The sequence below is a fragment of the Burkholderia sp. 9779_493 genome (assembly GCF_015712215.1).
GTDB lineage: Bacteria > Pseudomonadota > Gammaproteobacteria > Burkholderiales > Burkholderiaceae > Burkholderia > Burkholderia cenocepacia.
Genome location: NZ_JACCQA010000014.1, coordinates 98452 through 119225, shown reverse-complemented (window position 1 = coordinate 119225; position 20774 = coordinate 98452). Strand labels below are relative to the sequence as shown.

The 20774-nt window shown below is 65.8% G+C and carries 17 protein-coding genes; 7 read left to right on the top strand and 10 right to left on the bottom strand.

Annotation, left to right across the window (positions count from 1 at the left end):
• Positions 1-102: 102 nt before the first annotated feature.
• Positions 103-1320: an acyl-CoA dehydrogenase family protein gene (locus H0X95_RS16600; protein WP_006498211.1), complete on the top strand. Its 1218-nt coding sequence runs from the start codon at positions 103-105 to the stop codon at positions 1318-1320.
• Between the two features lie 54 nt (positions 1321-1374).
• On the opposite strand, the gene H0X95_RS16595 is transcribed toward H0X95_RS16600, so the two are convergent.
• The 4 genes from H0X95_RS16595 to H0X95_RS16580 form a co-directional block, all read right to left on the bottom strand.
• Entirely contained in the window at positions 1375-2562 is a 1188-nt protein-coding gene (locus tag H0X95_RS16595) for an LLM class flavin-dependent oxidoreductase (RefSeq protein WP_006493986.1), read from the bottom strand.
• Positions 2563-2638: 76 nt separating this feature from the next.
• Positions 2639-3163 (bottom strand): c-type cytochrome, encoded by a 525-nt coding sequence (locus H0X95_RS16590; RefSeq protein ID WP_059722980.1) that lies wholly within the window; start codon positions 3161-3163, stop codon positions 2639-2641.
• Positions 3156-4412, bottom strand: coding sequence for a sulfite dehydrogenase (gene soxC, locus H0X95_RS16585; RefSeq protein WP_059722982.1), 1257 nt, complete (start codon positions 4410-4412; stop codon positions 3156-3158). Before soxC ends, H0X95_RS16590 begins: the two co-directional genes overlap by 8 nt.
• A 119-nt stretch (positions 4413-4531) precedes the next feature.
• Positions 4532-5716: a porin gene (locus tag H0X95_RS16580; RefSeq protein ID WP_059723112.1), complete on the bottom strand. Its 1185-nt coding sequence runs from the start codon at positions 5714-5716 to the stop codon at positions 4532-4534.
• Between the two features lie 493 nt (positions 5717-6209).
• Here H0X95_RS16580 and H0X95_RS16575 point away from each other — a divergent pair, with 493 nt between their 5' ends.
• The gene (locus tag H0X95_RS16575) at positions 6210-6554 is read left to right on the top strand and encodes a DUF3088 domain-containing protein (protein ID WP_006481897.1); all 345 of its coding nucleotides are present in this window, start codon (positions 6210-6212) and stop codon (positions 6552-6554) included.
• Between the two features lie 51 nt (positions 6555-6605).
• Complete coding sequence (locus tag H0X95_RS16570) at positions 6606-7595, top strand: ABC transporter substrate-binding protein (protein ID WP_059722984.1); 990 nt, start codon at positions 6606-6608, stop codon at positions 7593-7595.
• A gap of 71 nt (positions 7596-7666) precedes the next feature.
• Here H0X95_RS16570 and H0X95_RS16565 read toward each other — a convergent pair whose 3' ends face one another.
• Positions 7667-7987: a hypothetical protein gene (locus tag H0X95_RS16565; RefSeq protein WP_006498203.1), complete on the bottom strand. Its 321-nt coding sequence runs from the start codon at positions 7985-7987 to the stop codon at positions 7667-7669.
• A gap of 457 nt (positions 7988-8444) precedes the next feature.
• Here H0X95_RS16565 and H0X95_RS16560 point away from each other — a divergent pair, with 457 nt between their 5' ends.
• Positions 8445-9707, top strand: coding sequence for a glycosyltransferase family 9 protein (locus H0X95_RS16560; RefSeq protein ID WP_059722985.1), 1263 nt, complete (start codon positions 8445-8447; stop codon positions 9705-9707).
• Positions 9708-9753: 46 nt separating this feature from the next.
• Here H0X95_RS16560 and H0X95_RS16555 read toward each other — a convergent pair whose 3' ends face one another.
• Positions 9754-10524, bottom strand: coding sequence for a hypothetical protein (locus H0X95_RS16555; protein WP_230204632.1), 771 nt, complete (start codon positions 10522-10524; stop codon positions 9754-9756).
• Between the two features lie 507 nt (positions 10525-11031).
• Positions 11032-12729 carry a M4 family metallopeptidase gene (locus tag H0X95_RS16550; protein ID WP_006481898.1) on the bottom strand — a complete coding sequence of 566 codons (1698 nt, stop codon included), beginning with the start codon at positions 12727-12729 and terminating at the stop codon, positions 11032-11034.
• Between the two features lie 1164 nt (positions 12730-13893).
• Here H0X95_RS16550 and H0X95_RS16545 point away from each other — a divergent pair.
• Complete coding sequence (locus H0X95_RS16545; RefSeq protein WP_006481895.1) at positions 13894-14208, top strand: hypothetical protein; 315 nt, start codon at positions 13894-13896, stop codon at positions 14206-14208.
• A 180-nt stretch (positions 14209-14388) separates the two neighbouring features.
• Here H0X95_RS16545 and H0X95_RS16540 read toward each other — a convergent pair whose 3' ends face one another.
• From H0X95_RS16540 to H0X95_RS16530, 3 genes are all read right to left on the bottom strand, one after another.
• Positions 14389-15402 (bottom strand): hypothetical protein, encoded by a 1014-nt coding sequence (locus tag H0X95_RS16540; RefSeq protein ID WP_059722988.1) that lies wholly within the window; start codon positions 15400-15402, stop codon positions 14389-14391.
• A 106-nt stretch (positions 15403-15508) separates the two neighbouring features.
• The gene (locus H0X95_RS16535; RefSeq protein ID WP_059722990.1) at positions 15509-16744 is read right to left on the bottom strand and encodes a S53 family peptidase; all 1236 of its coding nucleotides are present in this window, start codon (positions 16742-16744) and stop codon (positions 15509-15511) included.
• Positions 16745-16777: 33 nt separating this feature from the next.
• Positions 16778-18916 carry a polysaccharide deacetylase family protein gene (locus H0X95_RS16530; protein ID WP_059722992.1) on the bottom strand — a complete coding sequence of 713 codons (2139 nt, stop codon included), beginning with the start codon at positions 18914-18916 and terminating at the stop codon, positions 16778-16780.
• A 559-nt stretch (positions 18917-19475) separates the two neighbouring features.
• Here H0X95_RS16530 and H0X95_RS16525 point away from each other — a divergent pair.
• Both H0X95_RS16525 and H0X95_RS16520 read left to right on the top strand, forming a co-directional pair.
• Positions 19476-19667: a hypothetical protein gene (locus tag H0X95_RS16525; RefSeq protein ID WP_059722993.1), complete on the top strand. Its 192-nt coding sequence runs from the start codon at positions 19476-19478 to the stop codon at positions 19665-19667.
• A 155-nt stretch (positions 19668-19822) separates the two neighbouring features.
• Positions 19823-20746: a LysR family transcriptional regulator gene (locus H0X95_RS16520; RefSeq protein ID WP_059722994.1), complete on the top strand. Its 924-nt coding sequence runs from the start codon at positions 19823-19825 to the stop codon at positions 20744-20746.
• Positions 20747-20774: the final 28 nt, after the last annotated feature.

Sequence of the window (20774 nt, the reverse complement as noted above, 5' to 3'; positions counted from 1 at the left end):
GCGCGCCGGGTGCGTCCCTATACTCAGCGGACGGCGTGTAACGTACGCCCCGTCGCGCGCTGCCGCGACATTCCCCGATCTGCCCGAACAAGGACCTGCCGAATGACTGCCCGTGATGCCGTCGATCCGCGCGACGCATTGCGCGACGCGCTTGCCGCGCTGCCCGATCTCGCGACTGCGATCGGGCAGGATGCCGCCCAGCGCGAGGCGCGTCGCGAACTGCCGTTCGACGGCTTCGCGCTCTTCCGGCGCTCGGCGCTGGGTGCGCTGCGGATTCCGGTCGCGCGCGGCGGCCTGGGCGGCACGCTGGTCGACCTGTTCGATGCGATCGCGACGCTGGCGGCCGCCGATTCGAATCTCGCGCATGCGCTGCGCATCCACTACGACCAGACCGAGACGCTGCGGCTGTCGCCGCGTACGGCGTTCAACGACGTGCAGCTCGAGCGTGTGCTGGCCGGCGCGATCTTCGGCGGCGCGTCGACCGAACGCGGCACGTCGCGCCCGGGCGAGAACACGACCGTGCTGCGCCGCGACGGCGATCACCATCGCGTGACGGGTCGCAAATACTATTCGACGGGCACCGCGTTTGCCGATTTCGCGCGCATCAACGTGGAGAACGAGCAGGGCGACGCGCTCGCCGTGATCGTTCCGGTGGCGCGCGACGGCCTGCAGGTGCTCGACGACTGGGACGGCATGGGCCAGCGCATGACCGCGAGCGGCAGCCTGGTGCTGAACGACGTGCAGGTGTTCGCGGACGAAGTCGCCCCACGCGACGGGTCGACGCTCGTCGGCCGGCATTGCGGCGCGCTGCGGCAGTTGCATCTGGTCGCGACCGGCGCGGGCATCGTGCGCAACGTGGTGGCCGATGCACGCCGCTACGTGCTCGCGCATGGTCGTCCCGCGCTGCACAGCCCGGCGGCGACCGCGCGCGACGATCACTTCATCCAGCAGATCGTCGGCGAGCTGTCCGCGCACAGCCATGCGATCGACGCGCTCGTGCGAGAAAACGCGCGTGCGCTCGACCGTTCCGCCGATGCGATCGAGGCGGGCGCCGCCGATGCGGATACGCTCGTGCTCGACAGCGCCCTCGCGACCGCACGCACGCAACTGATCGTCAGCAAGCTCGCGCTGCATGCGGCCGAGCGGCTGTTCGAAGTGGGCGGCGCGTCGGCAACAGCGCGCGAGCACAACTTCGATCGCCACTGGCGCAACCTGCGCACGATCTTCAGCCACAACCCGTTGCTGCACAAGGCGCGCGTGGTGGGCGATTACGTGTTGAACGGCGTGACGACGCACCTGACCGAAGGGCGCGTGTTCTGACGACGGCCGCGGGCGGTTGCTGCTACGCCGTCGCGCCGCGTTGCAGCGCCGACTTCAACGCCGCAAGCCGGCTTCGCGCAGCAGCGGCAGCACGCGCTCGCCGAAGAAGTCGAGATCGGGCTTGAAGTCGTAGAAACTCAACTGGATGCCGTCGATGCCCGCGCGGTGCAGCCGCACGATGGTGTCGGCGACTTGCTCCGGCGAGCCGGTGATCGAGATGTTGCCGCCGATCGCGCGCGCGGCGGCTTGCGCACGCTGCTCGAACCCGCCGCGCCACGCGTGCGCGTCGCTGTCGAAGCGGTGGAAGCTGCCTTCGTCCGCATGCGCGACGATCGCGTCGCGGTACGCGCGTGCTTCGGCCGCCGTCTCGCGGCAGATCACGAGCGGATTGAGCAGCGTGCGGATCGTGCGACCGCGCGCGGCGGCGGCCGCCTTCACGCGGGCGGTATGCGCGGGCAGCGCGTCGATCGCGCGTTCGGCGTCGGGGCCGGCCGGGCTCGTGACGAACACGATGTCCGAATAGCGTGCGGCGAACGCGATACCGGCGTCGGAACCCGTCGCGTTGATCAGCAGCGGGCGGCCGTAGCGCGGCTTCGGCGTCACGAATGCGCCGCCGAGCCGCCAGCTCGACAGTTCGGGCGTATAGCTGAAATTGTCCGGTTGCGCCCACAACTGCTGGACCGCGTCGAGGAATTCCGCGGCCATCTCGTAGCGCCGGTCGTGTTCGATCCGGTTCCAGCCGAACATCTCGTGTTCGATCGCGCGGTGGCCGGTCACCACGTTGATGCCCCAGCGTCCGCGCGAAATGTGGTCGAGCGTCGCGGTGAATTTCGCGAAATGCAGCGGATGCCACGGCCCGTAGAGCACGTGGCTCGTCGCGACGAGGATGATCCGCTCGGTGCGCGCCGTCAGCGCGGCCAGCGTCATGAACGAGTCGAGCGCGTGGCCGTCGAACACGCCGCCGTAGCCGCCTTTGGGCAGCCATTGCGACAGCGCGAACACGAGATCGAAACCGAGCGCCTCGGCGCGCGCGACCAGCTCGGCGTTGTAGTCGAACGTCCAGTCGGTCGAGCGCGGCAGCGTCGACGCGCTCCATCCGCCAGCCTGGATCGGCAGGAACAGCCCGAGCATCAGCGGCTGCGAGAGGGTGCGCGACACGGGGCTGTCGGGGAAGTCCGCCGGCGAACGAACGTCGACGAACGGCGACGATGCGAGCGGGGCGGCGACGGAGGGATCGCTCATCACGGGGTCCTTGCTGAAAAGCGCGACGCGACTCGCGCGGGTGGGCCGCTCGATCGGGCAAGCGATGCGGGACACGTCATAGCCTGCCCGGCCTCGGATCGGGCACGAAGCCGTCACGGTTCGGCATCCGCACGCGCGGCAGCGTGCGCGCGTCGAGCCGGGCGTCGCCGGGCACGATGCCGTTCAGGTGCAGGACGTACGCGGTGACCGCATAGACGTCGTCCGCGCTCAGCGATTGCGGCGCGTTGTACGGCATCGCCCGGCGAATGTAGTCGAACAGCGTCGTCGCGTAGGGCCAGTAGCTGCCGACCGTCTTCTTGGGCTTCGCGCTCGCGAGCGAGCCGGCGCCACCGACGAGCGGATCGCCGACGCCGCCTTCGCCGCCGGCGCCGTGACACATCGCGCATTTGTCCGCGAACACGCGGCCGCCGCGTGCGACCGTGCCCGCGCCGGGCGGCAGGCCGCCGCCGTCCGGCGCGACGTCGATGTCCCACGCGGCGAGTGCTGCGCGGTCGATCGGCTGTCCGAGGCCGAAGCCGGTGCCGAACGCGCCCGACGTCATCGCGCCGGTCGCAAGCAGGCAAGCAAGCAGCTTACGCATTGCGCACCTCGCCGTCCGCGCCGATGCGCCAGTTCTGGATGCCGTTGTAGTGGTACTGCGAGTTCAGCCCGCGCGCGGCGACGAGCGCGTCGCGGGTCGGCTGCACGTAGCCGGTGTCGTCGGTCGCGCGGCTTTGCAGGTCGGCCGGCTCGCCGCGCCATACCCAGTCGGCCTCGAAGCGCGTCAACGCACGGTCGCGGACGTCGCCGGCGAGCCGTGCGGGGCGCCAGGTGCGACCGCCGTCGGTCGACACGTCGACGGCGCGAATCCGGCCGCGGCCCGACCACGCGTAGCCGCTGATCGGGTAATAGCCGTGCGCGGCGAGCCGATGGCCGGCCGACGGCCGCGTGATGACCGACTTCGCATCCATCTCGAACACGAACTGGCGCGCGCAGCCATCCGGCAGCAGATTCGTGTATTTCGACGTTTCCTCGCGCGTCATCTCCGGCGCACGCACCAGTTTCAGCCGTCGCAGCCACTTGATGTTCGTGTTGCCTTCGAATCCCGGCACGATCAGCCGCACCGGGTAGCCGTTCTCCGGACGCAGCCGTTCGCCGTTCTGCGCATAGACGACCAGCGCGCGCTCGAGGATCCGGTCGAGCGGCAGGCTGCGCGTCATCGCCGCGCCGTCCGCGCCTTCGGCGAGCAGCCAGCGTGCGGCGGGATCGATGCCCGTCTCGTCGAGCAGCGTCGACAGCCGGACGCCGGTCCATTCGCAGCACGACAGCAACCCGTGCGTGAACTGAACCGGCAGCCCGCTCGGGCCGTTCCATTCGCTGCCCGTGTTGCCCGAGCATTCGAGGAAGTGGATTCGCGATTCGGACGGGAAGCGCAGCAGGTCGTCGACCGTGAAGACGCGTGGCGCGCGCACGAGGCCGTGCACGACGACGCGATGGCGTTGCGCATCGATGTCCGGCACGCCCGCGTGATGACGCTCGTAGACGAGCCCGTTCGGCGTGATGTCGCCGAACAGGTCGGCGAGCGGCGTCATCGACGAGCCGGAACCGGGCAGCGCCGGCGTGCGGGCGCTGCGGCGAATCACGTCGCGTTGGTGCGGCCCCGGCACGCCGTACGGCGGCGACAGCAGCGGCGCACCGGGCGCGCGCGTCCACGGCGGTACATCGAGCGGCGGGCTCGCGAGCGCGCCGCCGGCCGGCAGCAGCGTCGCCGCCCAGCCGCCGGCCAACTGGCGCAGCGCCGCGCGCCGGTCGGGGCGCGGCGCACGGGGAGGAAAACGGGAATCGGTCATGGTCGAACGCGTGTGGCGCGCGGGGAAACGATCATTCTCGGCAACCGGGCGTGGCGCGGCAAACAACGATTCCCGCTTTGCTTATCGTGACGATTGCGCCGCGCCCGCCGCGCGTGCCGTCAGAACTTCACGCGCAGCCCGCTGACGAACGCAAGCTGGCGGTTCGTCGACGACGCGCTGCCGATGTTCGAGATCGCCGCGATCTTGCGATAACCGCCCGACGTCGCGGTGCTCGCATCACCGGCCGCGAGCTGGTAGATGCCCGACACATAGATGTCGGTGCGCTTCGACAGCGCGTAGTCGAACCCGAGCGTGAACTGGTGCCAGCGCGGTTTCAGCGTCTGGCCGATCGTGCCCGGCAGGCCGCTGGCGCGCCCGTCGGTAAACGTATAGACACCGATCAGCGTGGCCGCCGGCGTGATCTGGTAGCGCGCGTTCACGTCGTAGTTGTTGAACTTGCGCGACGAGCCGTCGAGATAGTCGAGCTGCGTGTGGCTCCATGCGAAGCCGAGCGTCGTGCGGCCCAGCGAGTAGTTCGCGCCGACCGCGCCGATCTGCTGCTTCAGTACGCCGCCGTTCAGCCCGTAGAAGAACGCGCCGCTGTAGTCGTTGCCGGTGGTCGAGGTCGCGCCGCCCACCGCGCCGCTCGTGTTCGACGTCGCATTCGGGTGATTGAGCCGCACATAGCCGCCGCCGACCGACAGCGGACCGTTCACGTAGTTCGCCGATGCGCCCCACGCGTTGTTGTTCGAGAAGCCGGTGCCCGCGCCGCCATTGGCCTGGTTGCTGAATGCATAGAGCAGGTCGGCCGTGAAGCCGGCGATCGTGTCGCTACGGAATTTCACCGCGTTGTTCAGCCGGAAGCTCTGGTTCAGGTTGTCGTTGTCGCCCACGTGCGTGGCCGGCGACCAGATCCCCGATCCCGAGTACTGCGCGACGAGATCGGTGATCGGCTCGTACTGACGGCCGAACGTCAGCGTGCCGAGGCCTTTCTTGCCGAGACCCACGTACGCGGAGCGGCCGAACAGGCGGCCGCCCTGGCCGAGCCCGCCGTCGCTCGGCCGGAATCCGCCTTCCAGCGTGAAGACCGCCTGCAGGCCGCCGCCGAGATCCTCGGCGCCTTTCAGGCCCCAGCGGCTGCCGCTCAGCTTGCCGCTCGTCTGCTGGATGTTGCTCGCGCCGCCCTGGTTGTTCGTATACGCGATGCCGGCGTCGACCACGCCGTACAACGTGACCGAACTCTGCGCATGCGCACTGACCGAACCGATCGACACCAAACCCAGTACCACCGTTTTTTTGATCATGACCATCCTCTGTTGTTATCAGTACGTTTGTGAGGATCACGATGCTATTGACGACGGGCGCGTCGATGAACGGCCGATCCGTGGTTTGTAATTCGCTGTGCGGCCGATTTGTAATGTGCGTTGCCGCCGGCCCGGCAGGTGCGCCGCGATCGCGTCCGGCGCGCCTGCTGCGGCGAACGCATCGCGCGGACTGCGAACGTCGCGCGCTGGAAATGCCTGCGCGCGGTCATATCGATCGATGAAATGGTTCGATGTGCGGAATGCCCGTCGTTCGCATGACGATGCGTTTACGCAACGTCCGGCTAGGCGACGACCGGCCGATGCGCTATCCGCGTTTGCATATCGATTCCGCAAAACGTTGGTAGGGCCGTGCGAGGTGCGACGGTAGAGTCTGGCATCCGGCCGGTGGCCGGCATGACGCGGGAACAGCAGCGCGTACAGGCGTACGAATGCTTCCCGATCGGGACGATCGACGAAAAAGGAGCCGTTTGACATGAGTCGCGATGTGCTGTTTCTGCTGGAACCGGGCTTTGCCGATCCGAAGCATCCGGGCCAGCGCTTCGTGTGTCCGCATGGATTGCCGATCGAGGGGCTGCTGGCGAGCGCGCCCGATCTTGCCGCGCGTCTCGACGTGAAGCGCGTTGGTTTCGAGCGGCCGCGGCCCGCGGTGATCGACGCACTCGACGACGCACACCAGGGCCTGCCGGTGCTCGTGCTGGGTCGCGACCGGCCCGCGCCGGACGACGCGCAGACGCTCGGCGACGTGCGCTTCGTCACCGACGCGCGCCGCATCCTCGAACTGCTGGCCGAGCGCCACGGGTTTCCGGCGCTGCATTGACGCAGCGGTTCCACTTCCGATCCCATTCCATCCGATCGACAGGAGCATCCGATGTCGTCAATGTCGGCGGCACGTCGCCGTCTGCTGCTTGCCGGCGCCGCGATCGTGGCGCACCCATTGGCCGCGTTCGCCGCGCCGGCCGCCGACGCCGATCTGGCCGGCACGACGTTGCGCGTCGCGACCTACAAGGGCGGCTGGCGCGCGCTGCTGCAGGCGGCCGGGCTCGCCGATACGCCGTACCGGATCGACTGGCGCGAACTGAACAACGGCGTGCTGCATATCGAGGCCCTCAACGCCGATGCGCTCGATATCGGTTCGGGTAGCGAAATTCCGGCCGTGTTCGCCGCCCGCCAGAAAGCCCATGTGAAATTCATCTCGCGTGTGCGCGAAGACCTGAACAACCAGGTCACGCTCGCGCGCAAGGACACGCCGATCCGCGGCATCGCCGACCTGAAGGGCAAGCGCGTCGGCTACGTGCGCGCGACGACGTCGCACTATTTCCTGTATCGACAGCTGGCGGAAGCCGGCCTGACCTTCGACGACATCCAGCCGATCAACCTGTCGCCGACCGACGGGTTGTCCGCGTACGACCGCGGCGATATCGACGCGTGGGCGATCTACGGCTACAACGGCCAGCTTGCGCGCAATCGCTACGGCGCCCGCGTGCTGAAGACGGGGAAGGGCTACCTGTCGGGCAATTTCCCGGTGTACGCGAATCCGCGCACGCTCGACGATGCACGTCGCCGCGCGGCGACGGCCGATCTGCTGCTGCGGTTTCGACGTGCGTATGCGTGGGCGAACGGGCATTTCCGCGACTATGCGCTCGCGCAGAATCGCGAGACCCGCGTGCCGGTCGCCGATCTCGTCACGATGTTCGACCAGCGCAGCGAGGACTACGCATTGCTGCCGGTGACGCCCGACGTGGTCGCGCAGCACCAGCAGGTCGCGGACGTGTTTGCCCGCATCGGCGTGCTGGACGGGCCGACCCATGTCGCGCCGTTGTGGGACACGTCGTTCAATTCGGTGGTTGCGGCGGGGTGATGCGATGAAGCGGAAGGCGCGGTCGGGTCAGCGGTGATGCAAATTTCGTCGGACGATCAGGCTCGACCGGATCAGGAGAACGTCGTCGCGACCATGATGCCGAATACCACGCCGAGCGCGATCCCGCAGAGCCGGCCGTAGATCGATGCGCGAACGTTGTCGTCGAGCACGAACGGCGAGCGCTTGTGCTTCCAGACCGTGCTCAGTGCGACCGGACGCGTCAGCAGCGCAATGCACGCGATCAGCACGGGCGTGGCGATGAGCATCGCGACGCGCGGGCCGTTCCAGTCGACGCCGTGCATCGCCAGCGAAACCAGCGCGGCAAGCGGCACCTCGACGCACAGGCCCAGCAACGAGCCGTTGACGAAGGAATCTCCCGGAGTCTGGAACATGGTCGGTCCTGGGGGCGGGTGAAATCGGTGGCCGGATGGGGCTCCGGCAGAAAAATCATCGGCGCGATACGCGACGGTCGGTCGACCGTGTTCGACACGAACCGATATGACGGCCGGATGTTAAGGCAAATTGTCGGTCCGTTGGCGGTTATTCAAGCTATTTAACAAATGTTCCCGCGCCGAGGGCTTTCATGTCGCCCTTTCAACGTGTAACGTTCGGCAGTGACCATGACGATGCAGCGGCGTGCCCCGAGGGCCGGGCGTATTCCCGTTGCGTTCGTGGAGTGGGGCCCGCCAGCGGCATATGTCCCGTAGCCTGGGCCGGGAGCGAAAGTACAGGAGTCACCTGCCGATACCGGAAGCCGGTGGCCGCGATACGTTGTCGTGCCAACCGCGCCCAAATCAAAGTTCGATCATCGATAGAAACCGAATCACCAGCATTCCATGCGGGGATACATTGACCAGCGATCAATTCGGGCTCGACAGCGCATACAACGTCTACCTTCGCGAGAAATCCGCGAGCGCCGGACTCGCACTGGGCCGCGCGCTCAGATTGTCGGGCCACGCAGAAGAAGCGATTCGCGTGGTGAAGGAGCTTGCGGATCGCGTCAAAGAGCCCTTCTTTCGCGCGCAGATAGGCATCGACATGAATTATCTCGGCCTTTTCTCGCAGGCGGAAACGCTATTGACCCAAGCCATCACCGAACTTGATCACGAGCCTGATCTCAGGATCCTGAAAGTTGAACTCGCGATCTCGCGATACGCTCAAGGCCGTTTTCGGGAGGCGCACACGCTGAGTCGGCGACTGCGCGACGCATGGAGTCGGGCGGCGATAGTTTCCAATATCTATCAGAGCAGTACCGTCGAGTACGAGAAAATTGTCGGCAAATTGCTGCGATTCGACGAATCGGCCGCGGGCAAGCGTGTCCTCGTCATTCAGGAGGGCGGGCTGGGTGACGTGATCATGTTTTCCCGGTATTTGCATCTCTTGCGGGACGAGGGAGCGCAGGCTCTCGTATTGCAGGCACCGAATACGCTGGCGCCGGTATTTTCCGCACTCGACTGGCTCACCGTTGTAGAAGACGCCCGCACTGCGATCGACCAAAGCGATTGCATCCTCTGTACCTTCGATCTCTTTGTGCGCTATCAGGCGACGCCTTACTTTCCGAGCTACGCCGATTCATACTTGCAGGCGCCGGCGGGACGAGAGATGGCGACGCGGGTTGCCGACATTTTCAGAAATCGCCCCCAGGGCGTTCGCGAGATAGGCCTGATTTGGCGTAGCGGGACTGCGGTGCGCCACGAACCTTATCGATCGATCCCACTGGAGCAGCTTGCGCCCCTGTTCGGCGCGCCCGGGAGCCGCTTCCATGCGCTGCAGTTCGGCACGATCACCGAGGATGAACATGCGGTGCTCGACAAACACGGCATTGGGGTGATGAGTGACGAGCTGACCGATCTCGGCGACACGGCGGTCATCCTCAACAAGCTCGATTTGCTGATTACGGTGGATACCGGGCCCGCCCACCTCGCTGGTGCCCTCGGACGGCCAGTGTGGGTGTTGCTGTCGGCGGCATGCGACGAGCGCTGGTCCAACAGTCATCGCGACACGCCGTGGTACAGGTCAATGCAGTTGTATCGGCAGGCAACCCTAGGTGACTGGAGCAGACCGATATCGGAGATGGCGGAGGCGTTGTCCGGCGGCGATGCAATAGGGTAGCGGCTGACGTCGCGGTTGCCGTGTCGATTCGCGCCGCGCGCGCTCGTCAAACGGCGAAGATCCGCCGCTGGTAGTCGAGGATCAGGCGATCGATGTCCTGATCGGCGCGTCGCGGCTGGGTTTTCGGCTCGAGCCAGAGCCATCGCATCATCCGGTAGCGCGCCTCGACGCACATCAGCCATGCGTCCCAGTCCGACCAGTGTCGCAGCAACGGGATGTTGCGAATGTCGCGCAGCCCGTCGCGGATCTCGTACACGTTGAAGTACTTGCCCGCGCGCTGACTCAATTCGTCGAATGCGCGCGCGGCTTGTTCCGGGTCGGAAAGCAGAAAATCGTGGATTTCGATGATTACGTGGCTGCCGGAAAGCTGCTCCAGCAGCGCATCGTCGAACAGGTCGAACTCCGCACCCTCGATATCGCACAGGATGACCCGTTTGGCCGGCTCCCCGCCGTGCTCCGACAGAATCGCGGGCAAGTCGCGATCGGCCTTGCCATAGACCGCGACGCGGTCCGCCAGCCCCATCTCCGCGGCGCGGTGCTGGATCGCGTGGCGGCGCTGCTCGTCCATCTCGAAACACAGGCTGCGGGCAAAGACGTTGTTCCTGACCAGGCCGATGCCGAAAATCCCGTCGGCGGCGCCGAGGTCGACCAGCACCTTGTCGGGCGATCCGAGCGCTTCCAGGATCGCGCATACGGCGATCTCGTAGGTGCCGAGCAGATAGCCGCCGACCGCAACTTCCGCCCAATGACTGAAGCCGATCGGAAACCCGCGCAGGATGCCGTACTGGACGATCGAGCCTGTCTGCTCGCGCAGCAACTGCGACAGATAGTGCAGGCGAAGATTCGCGGCCTGGATCGAACTTTGGCTGAAATACTGCGAGTGGTCCATTTTTGTCGTTCTCTCGGGGTGAGGAAGCGCGTCGGGAAGGGTTGCGATGGCGGGCGGCTTCCGTCGTCGTCCTGCCTGGGACCAGAATATAGCGCGTTGTCGGCTCGCTCAGGAAGCCGGCTACCGGGGCGGCGCCGTCGATACGATGGGACGGGGTTCACCCGGAGCGTCCGGCCGAGCGATTCGCGAATACGCCGGCCACGTTGGGGGCGGCAGGCCAGGCAGCCTATGTAATGCGTATTCGTCGAGCGCCGATTCATTTGTCGGACCGCAAGGACGCACGATCCACCGGCCGCCCCCCTGCATACGCAGGCGGTCGGCCGGCCCCTTCTCGTCATTCACCCGAACGCCGCGTGACCACGACCGAATCGCTTTCCTCCGAAACGAAATCCCGCCACGCGACTGCCGGCGTCCGACGCGTTCATACACGCACGGTCAATTCACCCCGACCGCACTCCACGCGCGGGCGACCGTCGCGCTTTCGGCCGAGTTCGCGCCATACAGGTCGTTCGCGGCCTGGATCGACGCACGCCGCGCGTTCGGGTAGCTCGAGTTGGCGTTCAGGTACACGGTCAGCGTCCGGTACCAGATCTTGCCGGCCTTGTCGCGGCCCAGCCCGCTGAAGGTCGTGTCGCCGTTGCAGACCAGTTGCGTCCTCGACAGGCCGGTGTCGGTCGGCGGCACCGACGGGCCTTCCGACAGCAGGTAGAAGAAGCGGTTGCCGACCCCCGACGTGAAATGCGGATCGTGGCGCGGATTCGACCACGAGAAGCCGCCGGACGGGTAGCAGCTGAACGACCGGCCGTCGAGATCCTGCTTGTACATCTTGCGCAGGCCGCCACTCACCACGCGCGCGCCGATCACGTAGTTGCCGGGATCGTTCGGGTTGTTCGCGTAGAACTTCACGAGCGTGCCGAAAATGTCGGACGTCGATTCGTTCAGGCCGCCCGCATCACCCGAATAGTTCAGGTTGGCGGTGGCCTCGGTCACGCCGTGGCTCATCTCGTGTCCGGCGACGTCGACCGACACCACGGGTTTCGGCAGGCGCGTGCCCGGCTCGCCGTCGCCGTACGCCATCACGCGCGACGACAGCCATGCCGCGTTCGCGCCCGTCGTGCCGCTGCCGGTATTGAACACCACGTGCGCGTAGCTCTTCACACCGCGGCCGTCGTTGAAGATGCCGTTGCGGTTGTGCGTGGTCTTGTAGTAGTCCCAAGTCAATGCGAGCCCGTAGTCGATGTCTGCCGCGACGGTCTGCCGGTCGGTGGTCGCGTTGTTGCCCCACACGTTCGTGCTGCTCGTGAAGATCGGCAGGTCGGTCGCTTGCTCGACCTCGTCGGAGCTGAGACCGCGACCATCGTAGACCGAGCCGCCGCCGCGGCTCGGATCGAGCATCCGGTACGCGTTCGTGCCGGTCTGGTCCGTCGTGAGCGTCAGGTTGCCGTAGTACAGCGAGCGGCCGGTGCCGGTCGCGGCGGCGGTCTTGATCAGGTCCTGTGCATCGAGCAGGGTGCCGGTGCGAGCGTCGACGTAGTAGAGCACGGCGTCGCCGTGGGTCTCGGTCGCCTTGCCGTAGACGCGCACCGCATAGGCCAGCGTCGGCGTGACGTCGCGTGCGAACACGACGAGTTCCGCGTCGTCGACGCGGCGCACGTCGGAGTTGAAGCGCGCGGCCGCGATGTGCCTGGCGCGCGTCGCGCCTACGTCGGGTGCGTTGCGGATCACGGCGCGGTTTCCGACCTTGCCGATCGAGCCGGCGAGATTGATCGGCGCGAGCTGGGTCACGCTTGCCTGCTTCAATTGCCCCTTGCTCGAATGGACGACCACGTCGCCGCCGATCACGGGCAGGCCTGCATGGAAGCGGTCGAAGCGCACGTGCTCGGTGCCGTCGGGATCGACGATCACGTCGCGTACCTGGAACTGGTCGCCGTCGGTCGGTGCGCCTGCTTGTGGCCCCGCGAACTTCAACGTGCGTGCCGTGCCGCCGGCAGCCAGACTGAAGGCGGACGGGTTCTGCTGGATCAGTTGCAGTGCCTTGTCGACCGCGGCCGGCTGGTCGCCGGCCTGGGCAAAAGCGCTGAGACTCGCGAGGGTAATCGCGGTGATGGGCAGCAGTCGAGACAGTTTCTTCATGTAATTCCCCAGGTTATGAATGGGTTTGTTCGAGGAATGCATCAAGTGATGACTTTTAAACAAGACGTGTCGCGAACAGCAGAGGGATGCTAGAAGGTGATTTTTATAATTACAAGATATTTTCTGTTGGATTAATTTTTCATGTCACCGCTGTTAATCAAGTCGGGGTTTGGTGAGGGATTTGAAATGATCGTGTCGGGTGGGGCAGCCGCGTCGGGAGCCGCACATCGAGGTGTGGGGGATTGGGCCGTGATGTACGTGCCGCGATGGGCGGGGCGCGGTGCGGGTCGAGTGGACGGGGAGCGAGTGACGTGTGATCGAGTTGACGGAATGACTGGAATTGGTTTCATTAAATATTGTTTTTTATTATTGTCATTTAATGTATGAGGGTGTCGTCAAGTTGCGTGCAGTTTTCCGTCGACTGATCTTGATTGGGGTAAGGGCGCTGAATTGTGACCCCGAACATTTTGATTTAAATCAGTACCGGCCAGCCTCACGGATCCTGCAGTGACTCCAGCAGCCCCGTTCGTTTCTGCCGAAGCAGCAGGTAACGCATGCATGCGGTGAATGCGAGCGCTCCAGCGCCCGGCGGCGAGTGCACTGCTCGACAACGTGTCCCCGACGACTGCGATTTTTCGCAACATACGTGTGCTCCTCGAAATACGGCGTCGGCGCGGCGCGCGTCGGCCTCTCTCAGATTTGTTCGGATGATTGGCGGGGATTCCATCAAGTTGAGCGGTTCGCGCCCGGCAACAACGGCGCGTAGAGGCGTCCGGCGCGGTCGGCCTCGTCCTTCGCCGCGCTCCACGTTGATCGACGTTTATGGGGGATGTAGGTAGGTGGCCCGATACCGGTCCAGAGAGGGCCAGATCGCCACGAGCGCGGGAGATTCAGCGCGAGCGTGCGCCACTTGGCGAGCACGGCCGTGAACGCGCCTTCGCGCTTGGCTCGGCGGATTTTGTCCGCGACGTTCCAGCCGCGAATGACTAGATTTTACATAATGCTGATTATCGCCAAATTGGGGTCGAAATCGACAACCTCCATCTTCGGTATCACGTCGTGTGCAACGTAATGCTCCCGGCGTGGCCGCGGCCAGCCCGAGGGCGGTTTCCAGCGGATCCGCGCGCAGCGTTAGAATAGCGCCCCTTCTCACAGGAGACGAAAATGTCCTGGTTCGTTTACGAAGTGCCCGAATACCACGAAGACGCTGCGCGTATCGAGCCCTTGAGCGAGCTGCGCAGCCGTGTGCTGAAAGTCAACGGCCCGGCCATGGCCGACGAGCTGGAAAGCGTTCGCGAGAACGCCGCGGCGGCAGCGGACACGCCCGAGCGCCCGTTGCGTACGCCGGAAAATCCGCATGTTTTCCCGATTCCTTACGCCGATTCCATGATTCTGGTCGGCTTCATCTTCGATCTGAAGCGCGAATTCCGGCAACTGATCGTGTCGCCCGTGGAAATGCCCTGGCTGAAAGACGCGTAAAAGGCGGCCGGAACGGAAGTTAGCGTTCGAGCGATCGTGATAAGCAGGATGACATAACACTGACGGCAAACGGCGGTTTGAAAAAAGCCCGCCACGCGTGATGGTCGCGACACACCCGCGCCGTCTTCGCGTCGGACGCGCATCGTCGATCGGCCCGAGGAAGTCGCAGACGTCACACCGTCAGAAATTGCGCGCCAGGCCGACCATGAACATGTCCTGGTCCTTGTTGTTACCGGTTGCGACGCGATTGAAGCGCAAGCTCGCCGCCCAATCGTTCGTGACCTGATAGGTCACCAGCGCGCTGAGCAACGCATTGAGCCTCGTTTTGCGCGAGACCTCGTCCCGGTCATGCGACAGATACGGACCGACACCGGCCGAAAGCGTCCATTTGCTCTTGATCGGCGCGACGTACCAGAATTGCGCGGCCACGCCCCTTCGGCCCGCGACGCCATTGTTGCCTTCGTACACGAAGCTCGCCGAATAGGCCCACGCATTGCCGAACGGTCGTTTGACTTCGATCATGTAGCCCTTTTCGATCGGTACTTGGGGGCGGTTCGTCTGCGACGTCCCAGCCCAAACGCTCACCTGCGTCTTGCCGTCCGACAGCGCCGGGCGAGGATCGCCGCCAAAATCCGAGCCGATGCCGAACAGCACCGCGTCGGAATTGAATCCGCTGAACATCTGGACGTGGTTGTACTGCAGCTTGAGGAAGAACCGATTGGGCACGAGGTAATATCGCACCGCTGCCGACGCACGCACGCCCCAGCGCTTTTCATTGCGCGCCTGATTGTCGACATGCGTGGTGTCCATGCTGAAATACGGCCCGGCCGACAGTTCGAGCGTCACGCGACTGCCGACCGGCCAACGAAACGAGCCCAGCGCGGCGAAGCCGTCACGGTGGTGATCCAGCGGATGTCCCTCGTTCAGATACGCGAGGTAGACCGACAGGTAGTCGTTCAGGACGTCGCCGAAGCCGACTTCGTAGGCGCGCCAATGCATGTCGCCCCCCTCGGTCGCGCGTCCGTCGCCATACACCGCATAGGCGTTGATCGTTCTTTCCGATGGCTTGAAGTCGATCGGAAAGCTCGACGCACTGTCCTCGGCATGCGCGTTGCCCGGGCCAGCAAGCATGGCCAGACCGGCGATCGAACTCGTGAGGATGACGCGCGAATAGATGCGACGGTACGGTCCCATTTGCCCTCCCTCGCCTTGATAACCGCGACTTCCCGGACAAGCTGATGGCGATTATAGGAGGCCGCGAGGGATGGAGCCAGCCCGCGCTCTTCCGCTGCGGTACGCGTCACGGCGCGGCGATCAACGCCTGGACCAGATTGGCGGCCATCGGGCGCCCGAGGCCGGTTACGTAGTCGTATCCGGTTGTCGCAGTGCAAAGCGCGCCGCATGCGCCGTTCGAACCGCTGACGATGTCGTGGAAGTTCGCCGCGTAGGCGCTGGCGGCGAGCCCGTACAGCACGGTCTGGAGCGCGCTCACCGCATTCAGCGTCGTCTTGCCGTGCGCGATGCGCAAGCTGTTCGCGATCGCGATCAACGCGGACCATTGCGGTGCGCCCGCGCTCGTGCCGCCGACCACGAACCACCCGCCCTGCCCCGCATAGCCGTACGAATCGTAGACCGCGAAGCCGGATGCCGGATCGGCGTCATAGGCGACGTCGGGCAGCCCGCGCAAGCCGAGGCTATCCGACGGAATCCGGAAGTTCGACTGATACGTCGGCTCCGTCTCGACGGCGCTCTGTCCGCCGCCACTGCCGGCCCATGCCGTTTCGCCGGCATAGGCGCCGCTCGCATCGGTCGCGATCGACGTGCCGCCGACGCTCAGCACGTACGGCGACGCGGCCGGGTAGTCGATCCCGTTGCCGCCGTCGCCGGACGCTGCGACGAACGACACGCCGTTCGCGCTGGCGAACTGCCCGTCGAATTGCGTTTCGGCCAGGAACTCCCCGCTCCCCCAACTGATCGACACGACCTTCGCACCGACCCCGCCCGGGGCCGGACTCGTCGCGAGCGCGATCGCGCTCATCAGGTCATCGAGCGAGCTCGATGCGGCTTCGACCAGCACGATCCGCGCATTCGGTGCGATCGCGTGCACCCACTGCACGTCGAGCGAACTCTCGAGCGCCCACAGTGCGTCGGGCGGCGGCGGGCGCTTGTCGGCGGTCGCGTACACCTTCGTGAAGCAGCGCGGCGACGCGCACGGCGGCAGGCCGAACGTGCGGCTGAACGTTCGCAGATCCGCCTCGACGTTCGGGTTGTCGTACGCATCGACGATCGCGACGACCTGATCGTCGCCACCGTAGCCGCGCGCCGGCAATTGATCGAACCCGTAGAAACGGCGGATCTGCTGCGGTGACAGGCCGGCCGGATTCCGTTTCGCGGCGCCGTGCAGATGGAGCGGCGGCCGTGCAAACCCGCGCGGCGCGCGCGGTGAGGACTGGGCGAACGACACGCCGCACAAGAGCGCGACGCTCGCCGAAACGACCAGCATCCGCAGCGCACGCGCAAACGAAGCTCGCTTCATGATGTTCCCCGTTGGTCAAGGCGCCGGCGCGCGTCAATGCGCCTTCGCGCTCGTGAACGACAGCGACTTGCCCGTGCCCGCGATGACCAGCCAGTTGACCGGATCGGTGCTCACGATCGTTGCGCTTCCGCTTTTCACGCTCGGCATCTGGTACGTGCTCTTCGGGAGCAGCCAGGTCATGTCCTGCAGGCTGCTCGGGTGCGTCGCGCTGAACGTCCAGCCGGTGCCGGTGTCGGTCGCCGTCCAGTTCACGAGCAGACGGCGCCGGTCGAACTGCGTGAGCTGATCCATCGTGAACCACTTGAACTGGCCGGTCTTCGCGAGCGACGCGGCACGGCTCAGGATTGTCGTGACGACGTTCGGATACCACGACGCGCCGAGTGGATGCATGTAGATCAGCCGGCTCGTGCGGTTCGCGACGACGAAATCCATCAGCGACAGATACCAGTTCTGCACGTCCGCGGTCGGTACCGCGAACTCCTGGAACTCCTCGAACGTCGCGTACTTGCCGAACGGCATCACCGGAAACGCCCAGATGCCGGGATTCAGCAGCGAACCGTTACGATACGCACGCGTTTGCGCATTGCCGGTATGGCCGGTGAAGTAGTAGCCGGAGTAACCGTTCGATTCGAGCCAGTTCACCGCCCACGTCGGCGTATTGCCTTCCGGCGCCGCCCATTCGATGTCCGGCTTGCCCGTCACCGACTGCACCGCATTGCGGTTCAGCACCAGGTACTGCGTGAACGTGCTCGCGTTGGTTTCGCTGGCGTTCGCCCCCCAGTAGTCGTGCGCCCAGCCGCCGTGGCTGCCGACGTTGTGGCCGCGCTTGAGCAGGAACGCGACCAGTTGCTTCGCCTGCGTGTTGTTCGTCAGGTTGATGCCGAGACCATCGCCGATCGTCACGTCGTCAGGGCCGGCCGTCATCACGATCGAATACGGGCCGCTGTTCCAGATACCGTAATTCTTCAGATACTGCGCCGGCTGGATCTGGTCCTCCGCGCAGAAGTGCCAGTTCAGGACCATCCCGGCCTGGGCACGCGGCTGCAGCGACAGGCGCGGCATCGACAGGACGTTCGTCGTGAAGTAACGCAGGAAGCCGTGGATCGGCATGCTGTCGGTTTGTCCGTCGAGATACGCGAGCGGCAGGTTGACGAACATCACGCCGCCGTTTCCATACGCCTGATAGCCGGCGACGAGCCCGAAGTTCGGCGACGTCAGCAGCGTCGTGCCGGTATACGTGCCTTGCGTGACGTAGCTTGGATAGGTGAGGAAACCGTAGACGTAGCCGGAGATTCCTTCGAGCACGTCGGTCGTCGCGGCGGGCGACGTGCTCGCGAACGACGTCGCGCCACTCATCGACATCGATGTCGATGCCGACGACGGCCTCGTCGAGCTCGGCCAGTACGATCCGGAGCCGACCCTTGCGCCGGTCGACACGCGCCCGAGATTCAGCGGCACGCCGGTCATGCGTCCGTTCACCGTCTTGTACGTGAAGTACGCCTGATGGTTGTAACCGGCAAGCCCGCCGGGGTTCGACGTGCTCGGCTGCAGGTAGAGCGGCGGATTCGTCGTCGAGCCGGTCGACGTACTCGACAGTGTGGTGGCCGACGCGGTCGCGGCCGCCGTCGTGCCAGGCCATGTCATCGACTTTCCGGGCGGAATCTGCAGCGCGCGCAACGTGCTGCCCATCCCGGTCACGCTGCCGAGGCCGATCATGTTCCCGCCGAGCGTATCGTAGAGCACGTAGTTGACGCCGGCCATCGAGCTGAAGCGCGATTGCCCGGCCGGATAGAAGCCTGCCGCGTTCAGTACGCCGAAATCATAGACGAGCATCACGCGCCCGCCGTTCAACGCGTAGGTCTGGATGGCGCTCACGAGCGTATCGTCGGCGATCGTATGCACCTGGTCGGGCAGGATGAGGCCCTGGTACTGCTGCAGCGACGTGCCGCCCTGCTTGAATTGCGTGTCGCTGATCAGCGCGATCTGCAGCCCCTCTTCCGCCGCCGAATCGAGCCACGCGGACACCCGCGGGTCCGGCAGCGTGAAGTTGTCCGGCAGCAGCAACAGCAACTGGTTCGACAGTGCGCTCGCCCGCCCGGGTGCCAGCGTCATCAGGCAAACGGAGAAGACGATCAGCACGGTTCGTAGGGTCCGGATTGACTTGGCCAACATTTTTATCTCCCCGTAGAAGGTGGGACGACCGCCGATGCTCGACGCGTCACGGCCCGAGCGTCCCGCTCATCGTCGGCGGGCGGTCTGCGTCGGTCGGGTGGCGCCGTCGGCCGGCGGCGAAGCGCGAACGTGCCGTGTTGTCGGACACCCCGCGACGCATGCGCGTCGAATGGTCGGACGATCACGGGTGCTCGGCGGCTATCGTTCCCACTACGACCGGTGAAGCGAACAACGTGCCAGTCTCGCAACCGCGCCGTCGGGCCGGCCATGGGCGAGGTCGAGCATCCGGGACGCGAAAATCGAGCGCAAAACGTTGCAGCGTCGATACGGCGCCTGTCGCGCGTAATGGAGCGAAGCCGGCGGCCGCGGGCAAGATGGACGATGTGACGCTATTTGGCGCTGTGTCGGCCGGGGCTCGCGCCCGCGGCCGGCCGCGTCGGGCATCGGCAAGCGCGCCGGGCATCAACGGAAAATGATTCTGCCGTGCAACACCGGCGTGGCCCGCGCCTTGCTCGCCTGAACGGTGCGCAACATTCCAGGTTGCGATCAGGAGAGCGAGATGACACGTCAACAGCAACAGACAGGCAAGCAAACCGGCGACGCGAAGCCCGCGGAGAAGCCCGACGACGGGCAGCGGACCTTCGAAACCGATATTTCCGAAACCGGCGACGACGGCACCACGGTGCGCCAGGCGGAGGTTCACGAGGACGACCTGTCCGAGACGAAACCTCCGTCCGATCCGGCTCGCTGAGTGTCCGGAAGCGGCGCGGCCAGCGGGATCACCGCCGGCCGCGCGGCACACCGCGCCGCGCCATCGCTGCCGCGCGAACGACGCAATCCGCCGGCTACCGGCGGAATCATGCAAAATGCTCCGCATCTGAAATCCGAGTGGCGGAGCGTGACCCCGTGGGCATCAATTTCGATTTGACGGACTTGCAGGCGTTTCGCGCGGTCGTGGAAACGGGCAGTTTCCGAAAGGCCGCCGATGCGATCAGCCTGTCCCAGCCCGCATTGAGCCGCCGGATCGACAAGCTCGAGGACGCGCTCGGCGTGCGGCTCTTCGAGCGCACCACGCGCCGCGTGACCCTCACCACCGTCGGCCGCGTGTTCGCCCAGAGCGCCGAACAACTGCTCGACGATCTCGACGCCGCGCTGCTCGGCATCCGCGACGTGTCATCGAGCCGCCTCGGCCATGTGACGATCGCCTGCGTGCCGTCGGTCGCCTACTACTTCCTGCCGCCCATCATCGCCCGCTATCATCAGCGTTTTCCGCGCATCCGCGTGAAACTGCTCGACGCCAGCGCGAACGAGGTGCTCGGCGCGGTGATCAGCGGCGAGGCGGATTTCGGCGTGAGCTTCATCGGCAGCCAGGAGGCGGAGATCGAGTTCAAGGTGTTGCTCCAGGAACGGTTCGTCGCCGCCTGCCGCCGCGACCACCCGCTCGCGCGCAAGAAACGCGTGACCTGGAACGAACTCTACGCGCACGATTACGTATCGGTGGACAAGACGTCCGGTAACCGCCTGCTGCTCGACCAGGCGCTGGCGGCCGTCGCGCCGCGCACGCCGAGCGTCTGCGAGACGCGCCACGTCACGACCCTGCTCGGGCTGATCGAGGCGGGGCTCGGCGTCGCCGCGGTGCCGTCGATGGCGATGCCGGGGCACGACCACCCTGTCATCACGAGCGTGCCGCTCGTCGAACCCGTCGTCAAACGGCGCGTGGGCATCGTCAAGCGGCGCGGGCGCGCGCTGACACCCGCCGCCGAGGCGTTTCACCGGATGGTCGTCGACGCGAAGCGCGGCAGCATCGCCGACAGCGGTACATCGGCATGACGGCGCCGGAACGGAAACGAAGGACGAC